The organism is Pseudomonas sp. BIGb0381 (assembly GCF_024809815.1).
Classification (GTDB): Bacteria; Pseudomonadota; Gammaproteobacteria; order Pseudomonadales; family Pseudomonadaceae; genus Aquipseudomonas.
This window is the reverse complement of the sequence record NZ_JANUEN010000013.1, coordinates 84,314-105,258: the sequence shown is the minus strand read 5'-3', so window position 1 is coordinate 105,258 and position 20,945 is coordinate 84,314. Positions and strand designations below refer to the sequence as shown.

Sequence of the window (20,945 nt, the reverse complement as noted above, 5' to 3'; positions counted from 1 at the left end):
AGCACCCACACGAATTGCTTGATTCAGTTGTTAAAGAGCGGTTGGTTAAGAGCTTTCGTCTCAACCGAGGCGCGCATTCTACAGCAGCCTCATTTACTGTCAAGTGATTATTTTCAGAAGCTTTCGAAGATTTCTTCAACAACTTCAACCACTTGCGCTTCCGATCTCTCGTCAGCGGGAGGCGAATAATACAGTATTGAATTGCGTGGTCAACCCCCTTCTGGAAAAACTTTCCTTAACAAAAGCCCCACACACCACGACGCAATAAAGGCCTTCTTATTAAAGGGGGCGTCATTGCTTCTATATAGAAGGTGTACTTGGCCAGCAGCCAAGAACCACGGCCGTGTTGTCAGTGACATCGAACCGTGAAGTCAGGCCGGCCGCATACGGGTTCTCATCAATACTGCAGAACATCCGAAACCCGGTACGCACCAGGTCTTTTTTTTCACGCCCAGAACAGTGATCATCGCCCTCCGCCCCGAACCCTGAGGAACCGACACCATGGAATTGACGCTGGAAGCTGTTGCGCTCTTTGCACTCAAGCTCGTGCATGAGGAGGACGGCGGCAGCCCGGTGTTGAGGGATGACCTGGTGATGGATGGGTATGAGCGGGAGGTATTTGGGTTGCTGGTGCGGCAGGGGGATCTGTCGGGAATTCTGCTGAAGATAGATGAGTGTGTGGTGCAGGCGCTGACCACTTTGGGTGGCGCCGATACGGTGCTGGGGCGTGAGTTGCAGTGGTTGTCTAGCGACGTACAGCAAGTCAGCACGCTGGAGGAACTCAACCCACCGCTCGTGGCACTGAAGGACTACCTTAAAGCCATCCAATAACCGACTCACCACAAGGACCGTCACATGATCGACTTCAACAACAAAGGCTTCTTCAAACTCAAACAAAACAACGAATACGCCGAACGCGTCGCAGCCCTGCTGCTGGACGGCGAAGAAGTCGTCGACGCCTACAAAGCCATGCGCGACGGCGTGGTATTCACCACCAAACGCATCATCGCGGTGAACGTGCAAGGCATCACCGGCAGCAAGAAGGACTTCACCTCGCTACCGTACAAAAACATCGTCGCGTACTCGGTGGAAACGTCCGGGACGTTTGACCTGGATTCGGAACTGGAGATTTACTTTTCGTCGCTGGGAAAAGTGAAATTTGAGTTCACCGGCAAGACCTCGATTGTCGAAATCTCCCGCCTGATCTCCAAGCACCTGCTGACTTGATCGGCGGGCTTGCTTCAGGAGATCACCGATGACGCTGACTGATCGTCATCCACGCTGTTGAACCGAGCCCGATTAATCTGCCGCGGCAATGCCGGCTGCGAGCGGACTTTCTAGTGTTTGCCACGATTGAAGAAGTGCGGTTACGCCATCACGAACTGGTGAAAGTAAACCGCCGCTGACTACACACAACCTCGTCAAACAAGTTGAGAAAAACCATACTCAATAGCTGAAGTTTCCCACATCCACCATCGAACAAAGCCAACTCCCCCCCCTTTGCCCCACCTCGTAGGCTCACTCCCCCCACACAAAGAAGTGAGCCAGGCTGCTTTTAAGAAGAGTCACCATCACAACCCGACTACGTAAACGAAAGAATCCAGTTATCGAAAATCTTGTGGAAGGTAATCAAACCACACCGAAAATTCTGGCGCATTGCGCTCAATAGTTGATCAAGTTCGCAGGCCACCTGGTTGAAGCACGATCAGACGAAGCCCCTGACGGAGAGTGCTGGAATTATCAAACCTTCAGGCCCTTCCAAGCGCAGCATCCGCATTTGTTCGGCCGTCCACCTAACCCTCTTTCGCCTCACTCCCCTCCCCCCACAATCAGAACCCGACTCGCCGGATCCGTAATATCAAACACCTGCTGCGCACACGACGAAGGTTTGAACTGGAACTCCACCAGATACACCTTGCCCTTTTCAGGCTGGAAGCTACTTAACAGAGGCCCGCAAATGGCGTAGATGCCAGGGCGTGAGTCGGTGGACGAACTGGCGACGGTCAGCTTCTTGCCAGGATCTGCCTGGATCTCCAACTGCGGGAAGCGCTTGAACCCCGCGCTGGCTACGGTCTGGTTGAGCTTTGCAATCCAGTTGAAGACGCGGCCTTCACCTGTATCCATCACCGTGCCGAGGGTTTCCATGCGTTCATCGGGGTCGCCTTCGCGGCGTATCGAGAACTCGACGGGAGCGGTGCCGCCATAGGCTTTCATGATGACTTTGGCGTGCTCAGCATCGACGGTCACGGTTTTCTGGCGCAGTTGAATACCATCCTTGAGCAGGCTGGGGGATGAGTCGCGTTGGTTGGATTGGCAGGCGCACAGGGCCAGGGCGAGGGAGAGCAGTGCGATTCGCTTCACGGGAGGATGTCCTTATCAGGGTGACAGATCATGAAAACTGGACCAGTGATTAAACAAAATGTTCCGCAGTGGAGCGACCTGCGATGCAGGGGCTCGACAGCTCCCACATTTGAGCAGTGATCGCTTCAGGCCTCGTTAAACACCAAACGCGCGCACAACCCGCCCTGCTCCCGGTTATGCAGCGCCAGCCGGCTGCCGATCTTGCCCACGATCATCTCCACAATTGCCAGCCCCAGCCCTGCGCCATTGGCATTGCCACGGCTGTAGAACCGCTCGAACAAACGCCCCATTTCCGCCTCATCAATGCCCGGCCCCTGGTCCTCCACGCTGAGGCAATGGGCACCAATCACCACTTTCACTTCGCTGCCCGGCGGGGAGAAGTTGAGGGCATTGGTCACCAGGTTTTGCAGGGCGATGGCCAGTGCTATCGGCTCTGTTTCGAGCCAGCAATCTTCATCCCCTTCCAGCACCAACTCCACGCCTTTTTCCATGGCCAGCGGTGTCAGTTCGGCGAGTTCTTCGCGCACCAGTTCGGTGAGTTGTACGCGGCTGCGCTTGGGGTTGTTCAACTGCGGTTCGATGCGCGCCATGGTCAGCAGTTGGCTGCCAATGCGAGTGGCGCGGTCGACGCCGTTGACCAGGAAGTCCAACGCTTCGCGCCGCTGAGCCTCGGTGCCGGCACTTTGGGCGTTTTGCGCGTGGATGCGCAGGATTGCCAGGGGTGTGCGCAGTTCGTGGGCGGCGTCGGCGATGAAACGGCGCTCGCGTTCCAACAGGTCGTCCACTTGCACCAACAGGCGGTTGAGCGCGGTTTGCATCGGCTCCAGGTCGCTGGGCAGCGGCTTGAGGTGCAGCGGTTGCAAGGTGTCGGAGTTACGCCCGCGAATCGACAAGGCCATGGCGCGCAAGGGCTTGAGGCCCCAGCCGATCACCAGCCAGATCAATACAGTGAGCAGCGGCACGCCGATCAAGGTGGGCCAGAGGGTGTGGCGCATGATGCGCTGGATCACGTCCTGACGAATATCGTCGCGCTCGCCCACCCAGATCAGCAGGCCCTGTTGCGGGTCGGCAAGGAGAAAGGCGCACCAGTCGTTGCCGTTGTCCAGGATGTCGTGGGAGCCGAGGGTAGCCGGCGGTGCGGCCAACACTGGCGCTTCAGCGGAGCGTACGAGTAATTGGCCGTCGCTGCGCCACACCTGGAAGGTCAACCGCGTTTCATAAGGGTGGGCGACACCGTCCTCGCCGACACGGCTCATCGCCTGATCGAAGGCCTGGTACAGGCGGTCCCAGTCGGCTTCGCCAGGGTCGCGCTGGCGCAATACGCCTTGCAACAGGCGCGCGCTTTGGGCGAGTTGGGCGTCGTAGACTTCCTCGATTTCGTGGTGGCTGTCGCGCAACACCAGCCAGCTGATCAGGGCGTCGCCCAACAGGATCAGCACCAGGACAGGGATGAGGATGCGTGCACGCACGGAGGTCATGATTTAAGCGCCAGTACATAGCCAACACCGCGCACGGTGCGGATCAGCTCGGTGGATAACTTTTTACGCAGGTTGTGGATCAACACTTCCAAGGTGTTGCTCTCGACCCGGTCCTGCCAGCCATACAACGCGCGGGACAGGCGCTCGCGGGTCACCACTTTGCCGGGGCGTACCATCAGTTGGTGCAGCAGTTGGTATTCCATGGGGGTGACGATGATGTCCTCGTCCAGATACCGCACTTGCTGAGTGGCCGGATCGAGGCTGACGCCGGCATGTTCCAGCATCGGTTGCGCGCGGCCCTGACTGCGGCGCAACAAGGCGCGCACGCGGGCCTTGAGTTCTTCCACATCGAAGGGCTTGACCAGGTAGTCGTCGGCACCGGCGTCCAGACCGGCGATGCGCTCGGCGGTGCCGTCGCGGGCAGTGAGGATCAACACCGGCAGGTCGCGCTGCTCGGCGCGCAGTTGCTGCAACAAATCCAGACCATCGAGGCGCGGCAGGCCGAGGTCGAGCAGCAACAGATCGAAGTTTTCCGTGCGCAGGGCATACAGGGCCGCAACGCCATCCTGCAGCCAATCCAGGGTGTAGCCTTCAACGCCCAATGCCACGCGAATCCCTTGGCCAAGGGCACGATCATCTTCGACAAGGAGTAGGCGCATAGCAAAGTCTCTGTGGGAATCGGCGGCATCATGCCGGGTTCTGGCCGAGGCTATTTCGGCAAAGATGTTACCGCGCGTTGCCAACTAAGGTTGCGCTAAGGTTGATTTTGCATTGTGAAATCTCCCACATCTGCTGAGAGCTTTTCCATGCGCAAAATTCTCCTGCTGTCCCTGATTATCGCCAGCCCCCTGGCCGTTGCCGGTCCGCAATGCACCACCGCCGAACGCTCGCAATGGCAAGACGAAAAAGCCTTCCAGGACAAGCTCAAGGCCGAAGGCTACGAGATCAGCAAGTTCAAGGTCACCGACGGCAACTGCTACGAGATCTACGGTTTCGACAAGGACAAGCGCAAGGTCGAGATCTACCACGATCCGGTGACCGGCAAGGCTGTGAAGACTGAGATCAAAGGCTGATGCCAGGCGAATCCCTGCGCCTGTGGGACCCGTTGGTAAGGCTGTTTCATCTGTCGATCGCCGGGGTCTTTGTCGCCAATTACTTCTTTAACGAAGCGGGCGACGACTGGCATGTCTGGCTGGGCTATTACGCCATGGCCTGGCTGCCGGTACGAACGGTGTGGGGATTCATCGGGCCGCGCAGCGCACGCTGGGCGGACTTCTGGCCGACCCCGAAACGCTTGAAAACCCATCTGCGCTCGCTGCTCAACCGCCGCCCGCAGCATCGCCTGGGCCATTCGCCCATCGGTGCGCTGGTGATGCTGTTGATGTTGCTGGCGTTGCTGACCATCGGCATCAGCGGCTTTTTGATGCAGGAAGTGGATGCCCTGTGGGGCGCCGATTGGCCCCTGCAAATCCATGAGACCGCCGCCAATGTGCTGCTGGGCCTGGTGTGCATCCATGTGCTGGCCGCGGTGTTTGAAAGTATCCAGGTGCGGGACAACCTGCCGCTATCCATGCTCACCGGTCGCAGGAAGCGCCTGCCGGATGAACGTGCGCAGTAATCCTTTCTCGACAGGTCCTCTATGCGCTCCGCCTTACTGATCTGCAGCCTGCTCGCCGTCTTCGTGGCCGCGTGGCTAAGCCACCCGCCCCATGTGCTGGCCCCCTTTGCCCAAGTGGCGCCGAACACCATGAAGGTGGCGGCGGCGCCACAGTACACCAGCCGTTTTGTGTCTTCGCAGCTCACGGACTTTGTGCACTCTTCCTCGGTCACCGCCCTGCCCGGCGGCGACTTGATGGCGGTGTGGTTTGCCGGTTCGCGCGAAGGCGCCGCCGATGTGCAGGTACGCACCGCACGCTTCGATGCGCGCAGCGGCGAATGGGGCACCGAGCAGGTGCTGGCCACGCGGGAAAGCACCCGCGACGGCACCCAGCGCTATATCCGCAAACTCGGCAACCCGGTGATCGCCCTGGGGCCGGATAAACGCCTGTGGATGTTTTATGTCTCGGTGTCGGTCGGCGGCTGGGCCACCAGTGCGATCAACCTGATGGTGTCGGATGACCTCGGCACCAACTGGTCGGCGCCCCGGCAATTGGTGACCTCTCCGTTTTTCAACATCAGTACGCTGGTGCGCGCAGCGCCGGTGTTCCACGCCGACGGCTCCATCGGCCTGCCGGTGTACCACGAGTTCATGGGCAAGTTTGCCGAGTACCTGTACTTGAGCGCCGACGGCGCGGTGATCGATAAATTCCGCATCAGCCGCGGCAAGAACTCCCTGCAACCGACCATCGTGCCGCTGGATGGCAAGCGCGCGGTGGCGATGTTGCGCTACGCCGGCGACACCCACCACCGCGTCCTGGCCAGCCGCACCGAAGACGCCGGGCAAACCTGGAGCGAGCCGTACCCGCTGGAACCGGCCAACCCCAATTCGTCGTTGGCGGCGGTGGGCACGGTAGATGACGGGTTACTCGTGGCCCTCAACGACCTGCAGGATGGCCGCTTCAAGCTCAGTCTCTACGGCACCGACGCCCAGCTCAGCCAATGGCGCACCGTGGCGCAACTGGATGAATCACCCGACCCGCTCGGCCAACCCTTCTCCCCCGAGGCCTATAAAGAAATCATCGGCGAAGGCTTCCGCGCCTCCAGCGGCGCCAAACGCCTGCCGCTGGAACAGCGCTTTCTCAGCAACCTCGACTACCGCGTGTGCAAACCCCGGGGCTGCGATTTCGAATACGAGTACCCGTACTTCAGCCGCAGCCCGGACGGCATGTACCACTTGGTGTACTCGTGGAATAACACCTTTATCAAACATGTCAGCTTCAACGAAGCCTGGCTGGCGGAACGTCTGTGATGGTTTCTCTGTGGCAGGCCCATTTGAGTTTTGTGCTGCTGGGGTTTGTGCTGTTAAGCACGCTCAGGTTTACCGCACCCTGGCGGCCATGGCTGCTGCCGGCGCTGGTGGCGGTCAGTTTTATCCCGGTCAACGAGCTGCCGCTGGCGGCGTATGTGCGCAGTTTTACCGATGACCTGGCGATCAGCACATTGGTGTTGTTGGCCTGGGTCGTGCTCAGCCGTCTGGGCGTCGTGCAGCCGCTTGCTCGCCGGCATCAGGTACAGATGTTGCTGCTGTTTGGCCTGTTGAGCCTGGTGTTGTATCCGGCCACGTTGGGCCTGACCTACTTCGACCCGTACCGTTGGGGCTACAACCCGCGGCCGATGATCGTCCTGGCGGCAGCGGCCGCACTGTTGATGTTGTGGCGGCGTAATACGCTGTCGGTGTGGATGTTGGCGATGGGCACGTTGGCTTTTGCGTTACGGCTCAAGGCGTCAGAAAACTATTGGGATTATCTGGTCGACCCGTTGCTGACCGGTTACTGCCTGATCGCCGGCGCGGGGCTGCTGATCAGCGCCGCCTGGCGCCCTCTTTTGAAATGGCACAGGGGTCAATGATGAGTGCGTTGCAATCACGCCGCCTGCGCTACGGCGTGGGCGCGATCGGGTTGGTGTTTGTGTTGCTGGCTGCGTTGCGGCTGGTGTTTGTGCTGGGTTTTTCCGGCCTTGACTTGAACACTCCGGCGCTATTGGAAACCCTGGGTATCGGCCTGCGTTTCGACCTGCGCCTGGCGGTGTTGATCCTGCTGCCTCTGGCCGTGGTGGCATGGTTGCCGCGCTGGAACCTCACCACCCTGCCGGCCCTGCGTTGGCTGGCGCGCGGTTATCTGGTCATCGCACTGGCAGTGGTGGGGCTGGTGTACATCATCGACTTCGGCCACTACGCCTACCTCGGCGTGCGTATCAATGCGACGGTGCTGCGCTACCTGCAAGACCCGCAGATTTCCCAACAGATGGTGTGGGAAACCTACCCAGTGCTGTGGATAACCGCCAGCTGGCTCGCGGCGGTGGCGCTTTGGGTCTGGGCGTTGGTCTGCCTGGAGCGGTTGACCCTGGATCGAGCGCCCGCCGCTATCAGCAAGCCGACACTGACGGTGGTGAGTGTGATGGGCGTCGTCGCGGTGCTGCTGGCCCTGCTCGGCCGTGTCGCCCATCTCAACCTGGAGAACCCGGTGCCCCTGCGCTGGAGCGATGCGTTCTTTTCCGGCAACAGCCAACTGGCCGCCGTGGGCCTGAACCCGGTGCTGTTTTTGTATGACACGCTCAAGGTCGGCCAATCGCAGTTCGATGAAGCCCAGGTTCGCGAGTATTACCCGCACGTCGCCCAGTACCTGGGCGTGGCCCAGCCCGATGCCCAGTCCCTGAACTTCATCCGCGAACAAGGCGTACAGCCCTATCGACTGGCCGGCGAGCGCCCGCCCAACGTGATTTTCGTGATGCTCGAATCCCTCGGCACCAGCGCCGTGGGTGCCTATGGCAACCCGCTCAACCCCACGCCGAACCTGGATAAACTGGCGACGCAAAGCTGGTTCTTCAAACACTTCTACGTCCCCGTCACCGGCACAGCCAAAACCGTATGGGCCAGCATCACCGGTGTGCCCGACGTCACCCGCCAGGAGACCGCCACGCGCAATCCGCTGATCACTCGGCAACACACGTTGATCAATGCATTCGAGGGCTACCAGAAGTTCTACATGATCGGCGGCAACGCCGGCTGGGCGAATATCAATGCACTGATCCGCCAGAGCATCGACGATGTGCAACTGTTCGAGGAGAGCGACTGGCAATCGCCACGGGTGGACGTGTGGGGGATTTCCGACCTGGACCTGTTCAAGGAAGCTGACGGGCTGTTAAGCGCGGTGCCCAAGGACCAGCCGTTCTTCGCCTATCTGCAAACCTCCGGCAACCATCGCCCCTTCACCATCCCCAAGCACAACGATGGCTTCCAGCTCAGCGACGTGACGCTGGAACAGGCCCAGGCCGCGGGTTCCCGCAGTGTCGAGCAGTACAACGCCGTGCGCCTGCTGGACTACAACATCGGCCGGCTGATGGACATCGCCAAGGCCGGCGGCTACTACGACAACAGCATTTTTGTGTTCTTCGGTGACCACAACACCCGCATCAGCCAGATCCCGCACATGGCGCCGGCCTTCGAACAGCTGGGCCTGGAAAGTAACAACGTGCCGCTGTTGATCCACGCCCCCGGCCTTGAGCCCCGGGTGATCGAAGAAGCGGTGGGGCTGGCCGACCTGCTGCCCACCGTCGCCGGCATGGCGGGCGTACCGTTTCGCAATGGCGCGATGGGCCGGGACATCCAGCAACCGGCGCCCGAGGGCGAACGCGTGGTGCCGCTGGTGTTGCGCGAGGGCACCTTCCCGATCATCGGCGGCGTGACCCAGGACTTCCTGCTGCAGATGCAATACGACGGCAGCTCTCCGACCTTGCATGACCTGGCATCACTCACCCCGCGTGACGATGTGGCCGCGCAGCACCCCGAGGAATTTCAGCGTTTGCAGGCGCTGACCCGTGGGCTGCATGAAAGTGCGCGGTTGATGCTGTTCAGGAATGTGCGTGAGTGATTACTTGGGCTGGAACGTCTCAAGGTACGCCAGGATGTTGTCGATTTTTTCCGGGTCGCTGATGCCCCAGAAAATCATGCGCGTACCACTCACCACCTTTTTTGGCGCTTCGATATAGGCCGCCAGCTTGTCGCGAGTCCAGACCACGCCGGAGTTTTTCATCGCGTCCGAATATTGATAGTCGGCGGTGGTACCGGCGGGTCGGCCGATGATGCCGTTGAGCTCCGGGCCAAAGCCACCGCGCGCGCCTTCGCCGACGCTGTGGCAGCCGCCGCAGGTCTTGCTGAAGAGCTTGGCGCCAGCCTCGGCATCGCCGGCCGCATTAGCCGTGCCGGTGTTGAGGATGAGCGCGAGGGTCAGTAGGACGTACTTCATAGGTGACTCCACATCGGGCGTTGCCGGCGATTATGCCTGTTTGTCAGGAGCGCATGCCCATCCAGATCACCGCTTCGGTCCACGCCGTAACCACCGGCGTCAGCGCACGAAACCAAGGGTCGCGAACATCAATCTGCGCTGCCGAGTGATCGTGGTGGTGTTGTTCTTCTTCGACGATGGAGGCAATGGCCGCCACGGCCAGCGGGTCTACGTCGCGTAAAGCGTGAAGTTGATGAGCCAGGTGCTTGAGCACCACGCTTTCCACCGCCACGGTGGTGGTGGCGATAGCCTTGCGCCCGCACACCCCGGTGAGCAGGCCCAGCACCAGCCCACCAAGGCCACACAGCCAGTAGCTGCGGCAGCGTCGGTAGCCTCGCCGTTGCAACTCAGCCTGAAACACGGCGCGGTGGCGGCGCTCGTGGGCGAGGAACTCCTGGAGCTCCCCCACCATGCCGGGGGCGAACAACCGCGCCATAAACAGCTGGCCACTGTAGATACAGATCGCGCCATGTTCGCCGGCGTGGTCGACTTTGATCATGCGGTTACCCAGGTTCGGGTCGATCAAGGGGGCAGCGGAAGCGTTCACGGTTGACGACCTTGTGCGAGGGCCCGTGGGGTTCGGGCAGATCCTGGTTGCAGAGCGCCGGTATCGTGCCGTACCACCGCGCAAATGCGCAACCTAGACCCTCGAATCGACCACCCATCGCCCCGTGCAGATCCAATAGAACCTATCTAACCCTATTCCACTCCACCCTACTGAACCCTGATGGTGGAGTAACGATCATGGCTCAGCCATCGATTTTGGTATTGGAAGACGACGAGATCATTCGGTCGTTGATGGTGGATGTACTGGAGGATTTCGGCGCGACGGTGACCTCTTTCCCTTCGGCCGATGAAGGGATGATTTACCTGGAGCGTGGCGATGACCCGGTGGATTTGATTGTCAGCGATGTGCAGATGCCGGGGTTGCTCAACGGTTATGACCTCAGCCGGGTAGTTGCACACCGCTGGCCGTCGGTGCCGGTATTGCTCACCTCGGGAAACGCCAGACTCGCGGAGCAATTGGGAGGCTCCGTGCGGTTCCTGCCCAAGCCGTGGAGCACCGAACATCTACTTGAGTGCGTGCAAACCGCGTTGACCCAGCAGGGGTCGTCCATGCATTGATAGCGTCGCGATATCATTTATGCCGAACTTCACAGCTGGCCTTATGGTCACTTAATTAAGCAGGGAGCGACTTTTCTGATCCACTGGTCAGCCTTTTCGCTTTGTGCGTTCAGCTGATGCTTACGTGTTGTGTAGAATCGTCGCCTTTTTTAACGCGTCATTCATGGCCGAAAGGCCCACAGTTCGAGCTCATTGAATGCATTCACAGGCCCATGATGGTGGTACGCCCTCATTGCTGGAAGCGTTGCGCGCAGGCACTGGCCTATTGCACGTAGCGCTGGAAAAACGCCTGCCGTTTTTTTCCGAGCACCTGGATGCCGATTGGTACCAGCGCTTGATCCAGGCGTATTACGGGTTTTATGGACCGATGGAAGCGGCGCTGTACGGCTGCGACTTCATCCCTGAAGGCTTCGACCCGGCGCTGCGTGTGAAAACACCGACCCTGTTAGACGATCTTCACGCCCTTGGCCTGGATGCCCCCGCGATCAATGCCTTGCCACACTGTGTGCAACTGCCCTCCTTCGACACCCCCGCAGCCTGCCTCGGCGCCCTGTATGTGCTGGAAGGCGCAACCTTGGGCGGCCAGGTATTGCGCCGGGAAATGGCCCTGCGCCTGGATCTGGACGCCGATAACGGCGGTGCGTTCCTCGATGTATACGGTGCCGAGACCGGTCGGCGCTGGAAGGATTTTCTCGACTATCTGGGCCGTCAGCCGCTGGACGCGCCAGCCAAACAGCGTGCGGTGAACGCGGCACGTTCGACATTCAGCTGCTTTGAGCAATGGCTCGACAGCCAGGAGGTACTGCTATGAAACCCGAAGACTTTGAAGAGCTGCTTGCCAACTGTGCCGACGAGCCCATCCGCTTTCCGGGGGCGATCCAACCCCACGGCGTGCTGCTGACACTGTCGGAACCCGACCTGAACATCATTCAAGTCAGTGCCAACATCGCCGCTTTGTTCAACCGCGACCCCGAGTCGTTGCTGGGTCAGCCGCTGCACACGCTGGTGGGTGCCGAGCATGCCCAGGCCGTGCAGGTCATGGCGGAACACAACAGTTTTGTCGATGCGCAGCCGCTGCATGTCACGTTCAACGGCGCCGAGTTCGAAGGCCTGTTGCACCGCCATCAGGATGTGCTGGTGCTGGAGTTCGAGCCGCGGCTCAAGGACTTCCGGCCACGGGCGCTGAAGGGGCGCAGCAGTGACTTGGGCAAGATGCTGCAACGTCTGCAATCAGCGAAAACCCTGCAAGCGCTGTACGAAATCAGCGTGACTGAAATCCAGGCCATGACCGGTTACGACCGGGTGTTGATCTATCGCTTCGAAGAGGAAGGCCATGGTCAGGTGATCGCCGAAGCGTCGGCACCGTCCATGGAGTTGTTCAACGGCCTCTTCTTCCCTGCGTCCGACATCCCGGAACAGGCCCGCGAGCTGTATCGCACCAACTGGCTGCGCATCATCCCGAACGCCGCCTACGAGCCGGTGCCACTGCTGCCCAAACTGCGCCCGGATACCGGTGAACCGCTGGACTTGAGCTTCGCCACCCTGCGCAGCGTGTCGCCGATTCACTGCCAGTACATGCAGAACATGGGAGTGTTGTCGTCCATGAGCATTTCGCTGATGAAGGGCGACAAACTCTGGGGCCTGATCAGTTGCGGCAACCGCGAACCACTGTTGGTGCCCAATGACTTGCGCATCACCTGCCAGACCATCGGCCAGGTGTTGTCATTGCAGATCAGCGCCATGGAAGCCCTGGACCTGAGCCGTCAGCGTGAAGAGAAAATCGAGGCCTTGGCCAAGCTTGATCAAGCGATGAAGGCCTCGGAAGAAAACGTGTTCGACGGCTTGGCCCAACAAGGCCAGTTGCTGATGGACCTGACCTTGTCCAGCGGCGTGGCGATCATCGAAGACAAGCAACTGCACCGCTACGGCAACTGCCCGGAACCCGCTCAGATCCGTGCATTGCACAAGTGGTTGCAAGACAGCGGCGAGCCGGTGTTTTCCAGCCATAACCTGGTGTCGGTCTACCCGCCAGCTGCCGAATTTCAACAGGTGGCCAGTGGTGTCCTGGCAATGAGCCTGCCAAAGCCTGTGGATAACGGCGTGCTGTGGTTCCGCCCGGAAGTGAAAGAGAGCATCAACTGGAGCGGCGACCCGAACAAGCCGCTGGCCCTGGAAAACTCCAACGCCGGCCTGCGCCTTCGCCCACGCACCTCGTTTGAAATCTGGAAAGTGGAAATGGCCGGTATCTCCACCAAATGGAGCCACGGCGACCTCTTCGCAGCCAATGACCTGCGCCGCTCGGCCCTGGAAAACGATCTGGCCCGCCAGGTGCTGCGCGAGCAACAAGCCGTGCGTGCCCGCGATGACCTGGTGGCGGTGGTATCCCACGACCTGCGCAACCCGATGACGGTAATCTCCATGCTCTGCGGCATGATGCAAAAGGCTTTCAGCTCCGACGGCCCGCACACATCGCGCCGCATTTCCTCGGCCATCGACACCATGCAACAGGCCGCCGGGCGCATGAACGTATTGCTGGAAGATTTGCTCGACACCTCGAAAATCGAGGCCGGACGCTATGTGGTCAAACGGGTGGCCCTGGACGTCAGCCAAATGTTCGAAGAGGCCTATTCCCTGCTGGCGCCACTGGCGATGGAAAAAGGCATCGACCTGTCGTTCAACGCCGAGCCTGGCCTGCAGATCAACGGCGACCCGGAGCGATTGTTTCAGGTGCTGTCGAACCTGATTGGCAATGCCATCAAGTTCACCCCGCGCCAAGGCCATATCGGCATCAGCGCATTGAGCAATGGTGAAGAGATCGTGTTTTCGGTGCGCGACTCCGGTGAAGGCATTGCGCCTGAGCAATTGCCGCATGTGTTTGATCGCTACTGGACCCAGGCCGAAAACAACCCCACCGGTACGGGTCTGGGGCTGTATATCACCCAGGGGATAGTCCAAGCCCATGGCGGCAAAATCGTTGCCGAGAGTGAAGTCGGACGTGGCAGTGAGTTCCGCTTTACCGTGCCGAGAGTGATCGAGGACTCCCATACCTGACCGCTCCTGTGGCGAGCCTGCTCGCCACGCAAAAATGGCGGGATGACGTCTGAAGCCGGTTGCCAACCGCCGTCATATCTTGCAGCAGGGCGTTTATAGCTCACCTTCTCCTGGCTCTATAAGTTTGGCGCCACTTCGCGCCAAGGGGCGAAGTAACCCACGATTAATAGAGAGAAGGACACGTCCATGATCAGCTCCATCAACGCCGTACAACTCCCCCCTCAATACCCCACTGCGCCACAGGATGATGCAACCCTCCAACGCAAGAAGCGCAGCATCGAAGCACCTCAGTCGCAACTGGAGCCTCAAGAAGCCGACGGTTCGGCGCGCAACCGCCGAACCGGAAGTGGCGGCCTGGACAGCCTGGGCAGAGGAAACCTGCTCTAAACCGTAGGAAGAAGGGCAGCACACTGCCCTTCTTCTTTACTGACCGCCGCGCCTTAACAAAACACTGACATCCGTTGCGCTAACCTTGCCGGTTCAACCCTGGCCGGAGCCTGTTACTGCATGCCACATCCCGACACATTGCCCGCCGTACTCGCCGGCCCTCTGCTGCGGCGCCTGGAACCCCGGCGCCTGGTGCTGTGGCTGGTGGGAAGCCGGGCATTGCCCCTGACCCTGAAGCTGCACTGTGCCGAACGGAGCCTGGAAATACCCCTGGGCCAGGACCAGTGCCAGATCGTGCCAGTGGGGCGCCAGGCGTTTATCCATCTGATTGATGTACGGTTGGACGAGGCGCTGCCACAGGACGTGGTCATCAACTATGACCTGCTGGTCGACGATGCCGGCATTGCCGAGTGGGCACCGCACCTGCTGTACGCCGACACGCGATGCCCAAGTTTCGTACTGCACAGCCATATCCATCAGTTGGTACACGGCTCGTGCCGTAAACCTCACCACAAGGCCGACGAAGGCCTGCTCTGCCTCGATCGCCTGCTGGCCGATGCACAGACCCCAGCCGACCGCCCAGCTTTGCTGATGATGAGCGGCGACCAGGTGTACGCCGACGATGTCGCCGGCCCGATGTTGCGGGCGATCCATGGGCTGATTGCGCGTCTGGGCCTGTTCGATGAGTACCTGGAAGGCGCCGTGGTAGACGACAGCGCCAGCCTTTACGGGCATCACGCCAGCTACTACAACCGCGCGGATCTGCTACCTGCGCTGGACAGCAACGAGACCCTGCGCGAACGTTTTTTTGGCGGCGTGAAAAAGCCGATTTTCACCAGCAGCACCGCCGACAATCACCTGGTGACGTTCGCCGAGGTCATGGCGATGTACCTGCTGGTGTGGTCACCTACCCCCTGGTCACTGATCACCCTACAGCCACCGCAACTGAACGCCGATGAAGCTGCGCGCTATGCCCGCGAACAGGTGCAGGTGGATAAATTTCGCGATGGCTTGCCGGGCGTGGCGCGGGTATTCGCCCATCTGTCCACGTTGATGATCTTCGACGATCACGACATTACCGACGACTGGAACCTCAGCGCGCAATGGGAAGAAACCGCCTACGGCCATCCGTTCTCCACACGCATCATCGGTAACGCCCTGCTTGCGTACCTGTTGTGCCAAGGCTGGGGTAATAACCCGGACGCCTTTGATGAGTTGGTGGGCCACACCCAGGCACTGGCCACCCAAGCGCAGAACGATCACTTGGACGCCCAGGCACAGGATGATTTACTCGCGGCGCTGCTGAAGTTCCAGCAGTGGCACTACGTGCTGCCCACCACCCCGGCCCTGGTGGTACTCGACACCCGCACCCGGCGCTGGCGCAGCGAATTCACCCTCAAACAACCGTCCGGCCTGCTGGACTGGGAAGCCTTGAGCGAACTGCAACAGGAACTGCTCGACCACCCTTCGGCCATCATCGTCTCCCCCGCGCCGATCTTTGGCGTCAAGCTGATCGAGACTGTGCAGAAAATCTTCAGTTGGTGCGGCCACCCCTTGCTGGTGGACGCGGAAAACTGGATGGCCCATCGCGGCGCGGCCCAGGTGATCCTCAACATCTTCCGACACTCGCGTACACCCGGTAACTACGTGATCCTCTCGGGCGACGTGCACTACTCGTTCGTCTATGAAGTGCTGATCCGCCATCGCAACGCCGGCCCCAGGATCTGGCAGATCACCAGCAGCGGCATCAAGAATGAATTCCCAGCGCGATTGCTGGAATGGTTCGACCGCCTCAACCGCTGGCTGTACTCACCGCGGTCGCCGCTCAACTGGTTCACTCGCCGCCGCACCATGCAGGTAGTACCGCATATTCCGGAGCATGCCGAAGCGGGTGAGCGGCTATGGAATTCGGCGGGGATTAGCCAGGTGTTTTTCAATGAACACGGCCAGCCGGAAACGATTTACCAGCACAACGCGGATGGGAAAGCTCGGACGAGGATGATGGCGCCGAAACAATAGCCTATTGCCACCCCTCTATAACCGGCCATCCGCCCTATTCAAAGCGCACAAGCCCCGTTGTACAGTAGCCCCAGCCACGGAGTATCGGCATCAATATGGCTGGCCCTGGACGCCAGCCCATGCAAGGAGCGCGCAGATGGACGATACCTCCGACGACGGCAACCTGAAGAGTGATTTCTCTCACCTCAACGCCGACATGCTGCATACCGTGCTGGAGCTGGTCAGCGACGGAATCTGGGACTGGAACGCCAATACCGGGTTCGTCTACCGCAACCCAGGCTGGTACGAAATGCTGGGCTACCCCCGCCACTCCCTCGAAAACAGCGTGTTCACCTGGGAGACCGTCATCCACCCGGAAGACTACCCCCAAGTGATGACGCTGTTTGATGACTACATCAACCGTCGCGCCCCCCATTATCAAATCGAATACCGTTGCCGCAAAAAAGACGGCAGCTACCTGTGGATCGAAGACCGGGGCTACGTGATTGCACGTAACGCCGATGACTCGGTGGCGCGGATGGTGGGCGCCCATCGCGATATTCATACACGCAAGTGCTCCGTCGAACAGCTGGAGCGGCGCAACCAATCCCTTGAGGCGCTGGTGGCCGAGCGCACGCGCGAGTTGTCACGGGTCAATCAGCAGTTGCAATTGCAGTTGGACGAAAACCGCTCCCTGGCCGAACGGGATGCATTGACCCTCGTTGCCAACCGCTACCGCCTGGAAAAAGTCCTGCTGGAAGAGTGCGACCGTGCCCAGCGTTTTCGCCTGCCAATGGCATTGATCGCGATGGATATCGATGACTTCAAGCCGATCAATGACCAACATGGCCACGGCGTGGGCGACCAAACCCTTTTGCAGGTAGTGGAATGCCTGGAAAGCTGCCTTCGCCAAGGCGACCTGCTGGCCCGCTGGGGAGGCGATGAGTTCATGGTGGTGCTGCCCAAAAGCTCGCTGGAAACCGCCACGGCACTGGCCGAAAACATCTGCCAGACGATGCGCAAGATTCCGACGCGCAGCAACCTCCACGTCACCCTGAGCCTGGGTGTGGCCGAGCGCCGTATGAATGAGTCCCCCGCCGCCCTTATGGCACGTGCCGATCAGGCGCTGTATCGCGCCAAGGCGGCGGGCAAGGATGGGGTGTCGACGTAGCATCGACGGGGCTACGACGTTGCCAAAAACGAGCTTTTGGCAACAGCTCTTCCGATTTGGAATGACCCGGCGACTTTATTTCGTTTGCGGCAGAGCCTGGCCCACGGCTTAGATAAAAACACGCCCGCCACTGCCGAGTCCGAGATTCATGAGCCGCGAAACCATCAGCCAGTCGATTTCCATCGTTCACCCCATCAGCCTCAGCCATGGCAGGAACGCCGAGGTCTGGGACACCACGGGCAAACGCTATATCGATTTTGTCGGCGGGATCGGCGTGCTCAACCTTGGCCATTGCCACCCGGGCGTGGTGGCGGCGATTCGTGAACAGGCGACGAAGTTGACCCACTATGCGTTCAACGCCGCGCCCCACACACCCTACATCGAACTGATGGATCGCCTGGCCGGGTTTATCCCGGTGGACTACCCCGTCAGCGGCATGCTCACCAACAGCGGCGCAGAAGCTGCAGAAAACGCCTTGAAGATCGTCCGCGGCGCCACCGGCCGCACGGCGGTGATCGCCTTTGACGGTGCCTTCCACGGCCGCACCCTGGCCACCCTCAACCTCAATGGCAAGGTGGCGCCCTACAAACAAAAGGTCGGCGTACTGCCCGGCCCGGTGTATCACCTGCCCTACCCCAGCGCCGATAACGGCGTGAGCTGCGCTGAAGCGCTGAAAGCCATGGACCGCCTGTTCAGCGTGGAAATCGACGTCAATGACGTCGCCTGTTTCATCATCGAGCCGGTGCAGGGCGAAGGGGGTTTCCTCGCCTTGGATATCGAGTTCGCCCAGGCGTTGCGGCGCTTGTGCGATGAGAAAAACATTCTGCTGATTGCCGATGAAATCCAATCCGGCTTCGGTCGCACCGGCCAGCGTTTCGCCTTCTCACGCCTGGGCATCGAGCCGGATTTGATCCTGCTGGGCAAAAGCATCGCCGGCGGCGTACCGCTGGGTGCGGTGGTCGGGCGCAAGGCATTGATGGATAACCTGCCCAAAGGCGGGTTGGGCGGGACGTACTCCGGCAACCCCATCGCCTGCGCAGCGGCGCTGGCCACCCTCGATGCAATGACCGATGAACATTTGCAGGCCTGGGGCTCGCGGCAGGAAGCAGCGATCGTCGGCCGCTATGAAGCCTGGCGTTCGCAGCACCTGTCGCCGTACCTGGGCCGCCTGACCGGCGTCGGTGCCATGCGCGGCATCGAACTGACCAACGCCGACGGCACGCCCGCGCCCCGGCAACTGACCCAATTGCTGAGCCTGGCGCGAGACGCCGGGTTGCTGTTGATGCCCAGCGGCAAGTCGCGGCACATCATCCGCCTGTTGGCACCGCTGACCATTGAGGCTGCGGTAATGGAAGAAGGACTGGATATTCTCCAGGCGTGCCTCAAGCAGTTGGTTTAACCCCCCGCCTCCGCCGGTCGGCAGCCTTGCTCCGCGATAAGGGCATTGTGCTGCCTTGACCTGACCTCCCTCCCCGCTGAAAATGCGCGACGCTTTTTTGTCTCCCGTTTACTGAAGTAGTGAAATTTCAATGTCCGATTCTTACACCGAACAATCCGCCGAAGAATCCGTAGTCGCCTTGCACGCCAAAGCTGAATACGAAAACGCCATCAATCTTTCACAGCATGTGCCAGCCGCCAAGATCATCAGCGAGATGGTGCTGGACGCCTTTCACACCTCCAAGGAAAGCGACCAGATCCGCGAACTGCGCGTCGCCATCCGCCAGGCCCACGACGCCTTCGACGACGACAAGGCCTACGACCTGATGGGCCAGCTCAAGCAGCTCAAGGACGCCGAAGCCGCTGACAACATCGCCCTTGAAGACCTGAGCAGCAAGTTCTCCATCAGCCGCATCCTGTCGAGCTTCAAGGATGATCCGCAGTTTCAGGAGCTGGTCTACGGGCTGGCCCTCAAAGTGCTGAACCAGTCTCACCAGGCCATCAGCAACCCAAGCGCCGGCAAAGGCAAGGCAGCTCGCCCCAAAAAAGAAGCCGAAGTGTTTGTGATCAGCAAGGACGGCATCAGCATCACTCTGCCGCTGCGCACGCCACGCTCGCGGTTGAACGTCGACCGTGAGGCGTTCGAGTTCCTGGGTTTCAGCTTTGTAGGCGAAGGCGATGAAGCCGAGCTGGAGGTTGAAAGCTTTGTGGATAACGCCGGCGTCGAGCAGCCGCTGAGCCGCAAGAGCGTGATTACTGCGCTGCAACAGCAGACGGCGTTTGAGGGTTACAGCATCGCGCAACAGTGATACCACTGAACTGAATGCGGGAGGGAGCAATCCCCTCCCACATCGGCGCTAGACCGTCGCCGCAAACACCTCGCGAAACCGCTCCATCTCCCGCTTGCTCCCCACCGTCACGCGCACCCACTGCGGCCAGTTTTTCCACACCCGCCCGATCAGTACGCCTTGCGTGGCAAGTTTCTCGATGACCTGCTCGGCCGGTTGCTTCACATTGATCATGAAGCAGTTGGCCTGGGAGGCCGTGCAGGTGAAGCCACGGCCCTTGAGCCAGGTGATTGTTTCATCGCGCAACTGGGCATTGAGCGCCTTGCGTTGTGGCAGCAGCTTCACATCTTCCAGGCTGGCGAGTCCGCCGAGCAAGGATGAACCTGCCGGCACATTGTCACCGCCGAACACCGCCAGCCGTTCCAGCAGCGCCGGGTGGCCGATCGCCAGGCCCAGACGGGCGCCGGCCATGCCGTAGATTTTCGAGAAGGTGCGCAATACCAACAGGTCGTCATGCTCCTTGACCCAGCTCACCACGCTTGGGGTGTCGGCAAAGTCGATGTAGGCCTCGTCCACCACCAATACGCTGCCCTTGGGTTTGTTCGTCAGCGCCTGGCGAATAGCCTCAGTGGAGGTGATGGTGCCAGTCGGATTGTTGGGATTGCATACATAGAGCATCCCCGCCTGGGGATCGGCGGCGAGCATTGCGGGGACGTCATGGGCGTGGTCGGCATTAAGGCCCACTTCGCGCACCGGCGCCTTACGGGACTCGGCGGCCTGGCGCGGTACTTCGTAGGACGGCGTGGCCATCACCAGGCCGCGAGTTTCGCTGGTGAACGCCAGCACCGCGTAGCGCAGTGCGGCCATGGAGCCGGCAAACACCGCCACCTGCTCTTCGGCAATCCCGTGCTGCTGGGCAAACAAGCCGGCCAAGGCGTACATGTGTTTGTACGGATACCGCCCGGCTGTCGCGATGCCGCGCTGCATCGCTTCGCGGGCCGCCGTCGAGGGGCCGTAGGGGCTTTCGTTGTAGTTGAGCAGTACCTTGTCAGCGTTGGCCGGCGCGGGCGCGGCGACCGCCCAATCCAGGCGCCCGAGCAAAGGCAGGGCGGCGCCCAGGGCGAGAAGGGACCGACGACTAACGCTGACCATGGTGACTACTCCTTGTAGGCGGGTGATGGATTCGCACAGCTCGTATAGAAGGGTA

21 protein-coding genes are annotated in these 20,945 nt (G+C 60.5%); 15 read left to right on the top strand and 6 right to left on the bottom strand.

What is annotated here, in order from left to right; all coding sequences use genetic code 11:
* The first annotated feature begins 501 nt into the window (after positions 1-501).
* Positions 502-831, top strand: a complete 330-nt coding sequence (locus M2397_RS27155; protein ID WP_131700292.1) for a hypothetical protein — start codon at positions 502-504, stop codon at positions 829-831.
* 24 nt (positions 832-855) lie between these two features.
* On the top strand, positions 856-1,227 hold the full coding sequence (locus M2397_RS27150) for a PH domain-containing protein (RefSeq protein WP_032885644.1): 372 nt from the start codon (positions 856-858) through the stop codon (positions 1,225-1,227).
* A 582-nt stretch (positions 1,228-1,809) separates the two neighbouring features.
* Here M2397_RS27150 and M2397_RS27145 read toward each other — a convergent pair.
* The 3 genes from M2397_RS27145 to M2397_RS27135 form a co-directional block, all read right to left on the bottom strand.
* Positions 1,810-2,361 (bottom strand): hypothetical protein, encoded by a 552-nt coding sequence (locus tag M2397_RS27145; protein WP_259244791.1) that lies wholly within the window; start codon positions 2,359-2,361, stop codon positions 1,810-1,812.
* A 125-nt stretch (positions 2,362-2,486) separates the two neighbouring features.
* The gene (locus M2397_RS27140) at positions 2,487-3,839 is read right to left on the bottom strand and encodes a sensor histidine kinase (RefSeq protein WP_259244790.1); all 1,353 of its coding nucleotides are present in this window, start codon (positions 3,837-3,839) and stop codon (positions 2,487-2,489) included.
* A complete protein-coding gene (locus tag M2397_RS27135) occupies positions 3,836-4,498 on the bottom strand; it encodes a response regulator (protein WP_259244789.1) in 663 nt (220 codons plus the stop codon). The genes M2397_RS27140 and M2397_RS27135 overlap by 4 nt, the downstream gene beginning before the upstream one ends.
* 147 nt (positions 4,499-4,645) lie before the next feature.
* Between M2397_RS27135 and M2397_RS27130 the strand changes: the two genes are divergently transcribed.
* The 5 genes from M2397_RS27130 to M2397_RS27110 are packed head-to-tail and all read left to right on the top strand — an operon-like array spanning position 4,646 to position 9,367.
* Positions 4,646-4,912: a PepSY domain-containing protein gene (locus M2397_RS27130; protein WP_048722823.1), complete on the top strand. Its 267-nt coding sequence runs from the start codon at positions 4,646-4,648 to the stop codon at positions 4,910-4,912.
* A complete protein-coding gene (locus M2397_RS27125; protein ID WP_259244788.1) occupies positions 4,912-5,457 on the top strand; it encodes a cytochrome b/b6 domain-containing protein in 546 nt (181 codons plus the stop codon). The genes M2397_RS27130 and M2397_RS27125 overlap by 1 nt, the downstream gene beginning before the upstream one ends.
* A gap of 21 nt (positions 5,458-5,478) precedes the next feature.
* On the top strand, positions 5,479-6,747 hold the full coding sequence (locus M2397_RS27120) for an exo-alpha-sialidase (protein ID WP_259244787.1): 1,269 nt from the start codon (positions 5,479-5,481) through the stop codon (positions 6,745-6,747).
* Entirely contained in the window at positions 6,747-7,346 is a 600-nt protein-coding gene (locus M2397_RS27115) for a hypothetical protein (protein WP_145338492.1), read from the top strand. Before M2397_RS27120 ends, M2397_RS27115 begins: the two co-directional genes overlap by 1 nt.
* Positions 7,346-9,367 carry an LTA synthase family protein gene (locus M2397_RS27110; protein ID WP_259244786.1) on the top strand — a complete coding sequence of 674 codons (2,022 nt, stop codon included), beginning with the start codon at positions 7,346-7,348 and terminating at the stop codon, positions 9,365-9,367. The genes M2397_RS27115 and M2397_RS27110 overlap by 1 nt, the downstream gene beginning before the upstream one ends.
* Here the strand turns inward: M2397_RS27110 and M2397_RS27105 are convergent, their stop codons facing one another.
* On the bottom strand, positions 9,368-9,742 hold the full coding sequence (locus M2397_RS27105) for a cytochrome c family protein (protein WP_131700284.1): 375 nt from the start codon (positions 9,740-9,742) through the stop codon (positions 9,368-9,370).
* Between the two features lie 43 nt (positions 9,743-9,785).
* Complete coding sequence (locus M2397_RS27100; RefSeq protein WP_259244785.1) at positions 9,786-10,328, bottom strand: demethoxyubiquinone hydroxylase family protein; 543 nt, start codon at positions 10,326-10,328, stop codon at positions 9,786-9,788.
* Positions 10,329-10,525: 197 nt separating this feature from the next.
* Between M2397_RS27100 and M2397_RS27095 the strand changes: the two genes are divergently transcribed.
* The 8 genes from M2397_RS27095 to M2397_RS27060 all read left to right on the top strand — a co-directional run bounded on the left by M2397_RS27095 (position 10,526) and on the right by M2397_RS27060 (position 19,759).
* Entirely contained in the window at positions 10,526-10,906 is a 381-nt protein-coding gene (locus M2397_RS27095) for a response regulator (protein ID WP_131700283.1), read from the top strand.
* Between the two features lie 196 nt (positions 10,907-11,102).
* Positions 11,103-11,717 carry a biliverdin-producing heme oxygenase gene (locus M2397_RS27090; protein ID WP_167656669.1) on the top strand — a complete coding sequence of 205 codons (615 nt, stop codon included), beginning with the start codon at positions 11,103-11,105 and terminating at the stop codon, positions 11,715-11,717.
* Positions 11,714-13,957 carry an ATP-binding protein gene (locus M2397_RS27085; protein ID WP_259244783.1) on the top strand — a complete coding sequence of 748 codons (2,244 nt, stop codon included), beginning with the start codon at positions 11,714-11,716 and terminating at the stop codon, positions 13,955-13,957. Before M2397_RS27090 ends, M2397_RS27085 begins: the two co-directional genes overlap by 4 nt.
* A gap of 186 nt (positions 13,958-14,143) precedes the next feature.
* Positions 14,144-14,344 carry a hypothetical protein gene (locus tag M2397_RS27080; protein ID WP_131700280.1) on the top strand — a complete coding sequence of 67 codons (201 nt, stop codon included), beginning with the start codon at positions 14,144-14,146 and terminating at the stop codon, positions 14,342-14,344.
* Positions 14,345-14,464: 120 nt separating this feature from the next.
* Entirely contained in the window at positions 14,465-16,363 is a 1,899-nt protein-coding gene (locus M2397_RS27075; RefSeq protein WP_259244782.1) for an alkaline phosphatase D family protein, read from the top strand.
* A 136-nt stretch (positions 16,364-16,499) separates the two neighbouring features.
* The gene (locus M2397_RS27070; protein WP_167656672.1) at positions 16,500-17,513 is read left to right on the top strand and encodes a diguanylate cyclase domain-containing protein; all 1,014 of its coding nucleotides are present in this window, start codon (positions 16,500-16,502) and stop codon (positions 17,511-17,513) included.
* Positions 17,514-17,661: 148 nt separating this feature from the next.
* Positions 17,662-18,912 (top strand): aspartate aminotransferase family protein, encoded by a 1,251-nt coding sequence (locus M2397_RS27065; protein WP_259244781.1) that lies wholly within the window; start codon positions 17,662-17,664, stop codon positions 18,910-18,912.
* 130 nt (positions 18,913-19,042) lie between these two features.
* Positions 19,043-19,759 carry a hypothetical protein gene (locus M2397_RS27060; protein WP_259244780.1) on the top strand — a complete coding sequence of 239 codons (717 nt, stop codon included), beginning with the start codon at positions 19,043-19,045 and terminating at the stop codon, positions 19,757-19,759.
* 48 nt (positions 19,760-19,807) lie between these two features.
* Here M2397_RS27060 and M2397_RS27055 read toward each other — a convergent pair whose 3' ends face one another.
* Positions 19,808-20,890, bottom strand: a complete 1,083-nt coding sequence (locus tag M2397_RS27055; RefSeq protein ID WP_145338498.1) for a pyridoxal phosphate-dependent aminotransferase — start codon at positions 20,888-20,890, stop codon at positions 19,808-19,810.
* Positions 20,891-20,945 lie beyond the last annotated feature (55 nt).